The sequence below is a fragment of the Dietzia sp. DQ11-38-2 genome (assembly GCF_014145055.1).
GTDB lineage: Bacteria > Actinomycetota > Actinomycetes > Mycobacteriales > Mycobacteriaceae > Dietzia.
Genome location: NZ_JAALDW010000214.1, coordinates 1 through 5,214 on the forward strand (window position 1 = coordinate 1; position 5,214 = coordinate 5,214).

Annotated in this window: 6 protein-coding genes; 4 read left to right on the forward strand and 2 right to left on the reverse strand. The window is 68.1% G+C overall.

Going from position 1 to position 5,214, the window contains the following annotated elements:
* Both G6026_RS07795 and G6026_RS07800 read right to left on the reverse strand, forming a co-directional pair.
* On the reverse strand, positions 1-1,090 hold a 1,090-nt coding region (locus G6026_RS07795; protein WP_182612839.1), incomplete at its 3' end, for a thymidine phosphorylase.
* Positions 1,087-1,467, reverse strand: coding sequence for a cytidine deaminase (locus tag G6026_RS07800; protein ID WP_194305292.1), 381 nt, complete (start codon positions 1,465-1,467; stop codon positions 1,087-1,089). The genes G6026_RS07800 and G6026_RS07795, both read right to left, overlap by 4 nt.
* A gap of 239 nt (positions 1,468-1,706) precedes the next feature.
* Between G6026_RS07800 and sdhC the strand changes: the two genes are divergently transcribed.
* The 4 genes from sdhC to G6026_RS07820 are packed head-to-tail and all read left to right on the forward strand — an operon-like array spanning position 1,707 to position 5,166.
* A complete protein-coding gene (gene sdhC / locus G6026_RS07805) occupies positions 1,707-2,114 on the forward strand; it encodes a succinate dehydrogenase, cytochrome b556 subunit (RefSeq protein WP_107755903.1) in 408 nt (135 codons plus the stop codon).
* 14 nt (positions 2,115-2,128) lie between these two features.
* On the forward strand, positions 2,129-2,560 hold the full coding sequence (locus G6026_RS07810; protein WP_107755902.1) for a succinate dehydrogenase hydrophobic membrane anchor subunit: 432 nt from the start codon (positions 2,129-2,131) through the stop codon (positions 2,558-2,560).
* 48 nt (positions 2,561-2,608) lie between these two features.
* Complete coding sequence (sdhA, locus tag G6026_RS07815) at positions 2,609-4,375, forward strand: succinate dehydrogenase flavoprotein subunit (protein WP_107755901.1); 1,767 nt, start codon at positions 2,609-2,611, stop codon at positions 4,373-4,375.
* Complete coding sequence (locus G6026_RS07820) at positions 4,375-5,166, forward strand: succinate dehydrogenase iron-sulfur subunit (protein ID WP_017836676.1); 792 nt, start codon at positions 4,375-4,377, stop codon at positions 5,164-5,166. Before sdhA ends, G6026_RS07820 begins: the two co-directional genes overlap by 1 nt.
* Positions 5,167-5,214: the final 48 nt, after the last annotated feature.

Consider the following 5,214-nt stretch of genomic DNA (forward strand, 5'->3'; position numbering starts at 1 on the left):
GCCGGGTCCGGCCGGCACCGGCCAACCACGACGCCCGACCCACTCCGAGCGCATCCCACCGCACCACCCCCGAGCCGGGTGCCCGCACCTCCTCCGTGTGCCCGGCCACCGGGAGCGCCGCGTGGGGGTCGCCACCCTGGGCGGCGACCATCGTGCGGAACGAGTCCATCGCCCGCCCGTCCCCGAGCCGTTCACGGGGGTCACCGTCGATACCCACCAGTGCCAGGGCCTCCCGCGCCAGCGCACAGGTCAGATCGACCATGTCGGAAGGGCCACCCCCGGCCAGGATCTCGACACACTCGGCCACCTCGAGCGCGTTGCCCACCGCGCGACCCAGCGGCGTGTGATTGGCGGTCACCAGGGCGCTGGTCCGGACCCCGGCCGACGTGCCGATCCCGACCATCACCCGCGCCAGTTCCTCAGCGTCCGCGCGCTCGGGCCGGAAGGCACCGGATCCGAACTTGACGTCGAGTACCAGGGCGCCGGTGCCCTCGGCGATCTTCTTGCTCATGATCGACGCCGCCACCATGGGGATCGACGGCACGGTCCCTGTGACGTCCCGCAGGGCGTAGAGGGCCCGGTCCGCGGGCGCGAGATCGGCCCCGGCAGCACAGATCACGGCCCCGGTCTCCTCGAGGATCCGGCGCCGGGAGTCGGCGTCCAGATCGGCGCGCCAGCCGGGGATCGACTCGAGTTTGTCCAGTGTCCCGCCCGTGTGACCGAGCCCGCGTCCCGAGAGCTGGGGCACCGCCAGCTCCCAGGTCGCCAACAAAGGTGTCAGGACGAGCGTCACCGCGTCCCCGACTCCGCCGGTCGAGTGTTTGTCCACCGTGGGAACGCGCCGACCGGCCCGGGTCAGACCGGACAGGTCCAACCGGGTACCGGACTCCACCATGGCGGAGGTCCAGCGCGCGATCTCACGGTCGGTCATGCCCCGGAAGTACACCGCCATCGCCAAGGCCGCCATCTGCTCGGGCGGGACGCGTCCTCGGGTGTAGCCGTCGACGATCCAGTCGATCTCGTCGTCGTCGAGCTCGTCGCCGTCGCGCTTGGCCTCGATGATCCGCACGGCATCGATGATGCGGCTCACGTCAGATCCTCCGGCCCGAAGGCGTCCGGCAGGAGGTCGGCGAGGCGGATCCGCCCACGGGACGTGTGGACCACCAGCTCCGGACCGCCGTGTTCGTGGAGGAGCTGGCGGCACCTGCCGCACGGCGCCAACGGGTCGCCGCCGGCCGTGACGACGACGATCTCGAGCAGTCGACCGCCGCCCGTGCGGTGGAGATCGGACACGAGCGAACACTCAGCGCAGAGGGTGAGCCCATAGGAGGCGTTCTCGACGTTGCAGCCGGTCACGATCCTGCGCCCGTCCCCACCGGGTCCGGACGCCAGCGCGGCGGCCCCCACCCCCAATCCCGAGTAGGGCCGGTAGGCGTTCCGCGCGGCCGCGGTCGCGGCCTCGCGCAAACCGGTGTCGGCCTCGTTCCCCTGTGCTGCGGTTTCCTCGAACGACACCCTTTTCTACCCCTCGGTAACTTCGTTTAGGGTCCCCTTACAGGCATTACCCGTCCGGACCACGGTACCCACCCTGCTTCTCGTCCGCGGCCTGACAGGTCTAAAGTCCTAGTAGGCGCCCGCTGTGCTTTCGGGCAGGAACCGCGCGCCGATGGCACCACGCCCAGACGATTCGGAGGCACGACAAGCCCATGAGTACTGCGCAGGCGCCGGCGCGTCCGGCCCCCAATAAGAAGATCAGCATCTACAAGGGTGACCCGGGAATGTGGTCGTGGGTCGCGCACCGTGTCTCCGGCGTGGCGATCTTCTTCTTCCTCTTCGTGCACGTGCTGGACACCTCGCTCGTCACGGTGAGCCCGGAGACCTACAACGCGGTCATCGACTCGTACAAGACCCCGATCGTCGGGTTGCTGGAGGTCGGCCTGGTCGCACTGGTCCTCTTCCACGGGCTCAACGGACTGCGCATCGTCGCCATCGACTTCTGGTCCAAGGGCGCGAAATACCAGCGCCAGATGCTCTGGGCCGTACTGGCGATCTGGGTCGTGGTTTTCGCCGCGGCGACCGCCCGCCTCCTCTTCCTTCTCTTCCAGCACATCTAAGGAGAACGATCATCATGGCAGACGCACCTGTTCTCCAGACGTCGTACGATCGCCCCGCCTCGCTCGCCCAGCCCCGCTCCCCGCGCCTGCGGTCACGAGGCAACTTCGAGCGGACCGCCTGGATCTTCATGCGCGCCTCGGGCGTCGCACTGGTCATCCTCACGTTCGGCCACCTCACCATGGGCCTCATGATCGACGAGGGTGTGCACAGGATCGACTGGGCCTACGTCGCCGAGCGTTGGCAGAGCCCGTTCTGGGCCTCGTGGAGCCTCCTCATGCTCTGGCTCGCACAGCTCCACGGCGCCAACGGCGTCCGGACGGTTATCGCCGACTACGCGCGCAAGGACTCGACGCGCTTCTGGCTCAATTCCCTTCTGGTCGTCGCGACCATCCTCGTTCTGGTCCTGGGTACCTACGCCATCTTCGGCCTCGCCTACGACATCTGATCGACGCCTGCGGACCGTTCCACTTCGAAAGCGAGCACTGAGAATCCCATGACCGATCGTCAGGTCCACCAGCACCAGTACGACGTGGTAATCGTCGGCGCCGGCGGCGCAGGCATGCGCGCGGCCATCGAGGCGGGCCCGCGGACCCGCACCGCCGTCCTCACCAAGCTCTACCCCACCCGCTCCCACACCGGCGCCGCGCAGGGCGGCATGTGCGCCGCCCTCGCGAACGTGGAGGAGGACAACTGGGAGTGGCACACGTTCGACACGGTCAAGGGCGGCGACTACCTCGTCGACCAGGACGCCGCGGAGATCATGGCCAAGGAGGCCATCACCGCGGTCATCGACCTGGAGAACATGGGTCTCCCGTTCAACCGCACGCCCGAGGGCAAGATTGACCAGCGCCGCTTCGGTGGCCACACCCGTGACCACGGGAAGGCACCCGTGCGCCGGGCCTGTTACGCGGCCGACCGCACCGGGCACATGATCCTGCAGACGCTGTACCAGAACTGCGTCAAGCACGACGTGGAGTTCTTCAACGAGTTCTACGTCCTCGACCTGTGCCTCACGGAGACCCCCGACGGGCCGGTCGCCACCGGGTGCGTGGCCTACGAGCTCGCCTCCGGCGACCTGCACGTCTTCCACTCCAAGGCCACCGTCTTCGCGACCGGCGGGTCGGGCCGGATGTACAAGACCACCTCCAACGCCCACACCCTCACCGGTGACGGCATGGCCGTGGTGTTCCGCAAGGGTCTGCCCCTGGAGGACATGGAGTTCCACCAGTTCCACCCGACGGGACTCGCCGGCCTGGGCATCCTCATCTCCGAGGCGGTCCGCGGCGAGGGCGGCATCCTGCGCAACGCGGACGGCGAGCGCTTCATGGAGCGATACGCCCCCACCATCAAGGACCTCGCGCCGCGCGACATCGTCGCCCGCTCGATGGTCCTCGAGGTGCGCGAGGGCCGCGGTGCCGGGCCCGACAAGGACTACGTCTACATCGACGTGACCCACCTCGGGGCGGACGTCCTCGAGGAGAAGCTGCCGGACATCACCGAGTTCTCCCGGACCTACCTGGGCGTCGACCCGGTCACCGAGCTGGTCCCGGTGTTCCCGACGTGTCACTACGTCATGGGCGGCATCCCGACCAACGTCAAGGGTGAGGTCCTACGCACCAACGACGACGTGGTGCCCGGCCTCTACGCGGCGGGCGAGTGCGCCTGCGTGTCGGTGCACGGCTCCAACCGGCTGGGCACCAACTCCCTGCTGGACATCAACGTGTTCGGCCGCCGGGCAGGGATCGCCGCGGCGGAGTACGCCGCGGGTCACGACTTCGTCGAGCTCCCCGAGGAGCCCGAGAAGATGGTCCGCGAGTGGATGGAGAGCATGCTCGCGGAGCACGGCACGGAGAACGCCAACGACATCCGCACCGAGATGCAGGCGATGATGGACGACAAGGCGTCGGTGTACCGCACCGAACAGTCGCTCACCGAGGCCCGGGACGAGCTCCGCGCCCTCAAGAAGCGCTACGCCGACGTGACCGTCAGCGACAAGGGCAAGCGATTCAACACCGAGCTCCTGGAAGCCGTTGAGCTGGGCTTCCTCCTCGAGATGGCAGAGGTGACGGTGGTGAGCGCGCTCAACCGCAAGGAGTCCCGCGGCGGCCACGCCCGGGAGGACTACCCCGACCGCAACGACGACGAGTTCATGAAGCACACGATGGCGTTCAAGGACGGCCTCGGCCTCCTCTCGGAGGTCCGGCTGGACTGGAAGCCGGTCGTGCAGACCCGCTACGAGCCGATGGAGCGTAAGTACTGATGACCACCGCAGTCGACACCACCAAGGCCACCGACGGCAAGGACCCGGGCTCGAACCGTCCGGTGCCGCCCGGCTCCACCATGGTCACGCTCAAGATCGCCCGGTTCAACCCGGAGGATCCGGACGCGGCGGGCTGGAAGGAGTACGAGGTCCCGGCACTGCCGTCGGACCGTCTGCTCAACCTGTTGATGTACGTCAAGAACTACATCGACGGCAGCCTGGCGTTCCGACGCTCGTGCGCACACGGCATCTGCGGCTCCGACGCCATGCTGATCAACGGGGTCAACCGCCTGGCGTGCAAGGTCCTCATGAAGGACATGCTCCCCAAGGACGGCAAGTCCATCACCATCACCATCGCCCCGATCCGTGGGTTGCCGGTGGAGAAGGACCTGTACGTCGACATGGAGCCGTTCTTCAAGTCGTTCCGTGACGTCATGCCCTACCTCATCACGTCCGGGAACCAGCCGACGGCCGAGCGTATCCAGTCCCAGACCGACCGGGCCCGCTTCGACGACACCACCAAGTGCATCCTCTGCGCCTGCTGCACGACCTCGTGCCCGGTGTTCTGGGCTGACGGCTCGTACTTCGGCCCGGCGTCGATCGTCAACGCCCACCGGTTCATCTTCGACTCCCGTGACGAGGGTGCCGCCGAGCGTCTGGAGATCCTCAACGACGCCGAGGGTGTGTGGCGGTGCCGGACGACCTTCAACTGCACCGATGCGTGCCCCCGTGGCATCCAGGTGACCAAGGCGATCCAGGAGGTCAAGCGCGCCCTGCTGTTCGCGCGCTGACCCCCGGTCTCCCCTGCGGGGCCGCACCCTCCCGAGCGGAGGGTGCGG

Coding starts and splice junctions, on each gene's coding strand:
- sdhC (WP_107755903.1), top strand. CDS start 1,707: ATGAGTACTGCGCAGGCGCCGGCGCGTCCGGCCCCCAATAAGAAGATC.
- G6026_RS07810 (WP_107755902.1), top strand. CDS start 2,129: ATGGCAGACGCACCTGTTCTCCAGACGTCGTACGATCGCCCCGCCTCG.
- sdhA (WP_107755901.1), top strand. CDS start 2,609: ATGACCGATCGTCAGGTCCACCAGCACCAGTACGACGTGGTAATCGTC.
- G6026_RS07820 (WP_017836676.1), top strand. CDS start 4,375: ATGACCACCGCAGTCGACACCACCAAGGCCACCGACGGCAAGGACCCG.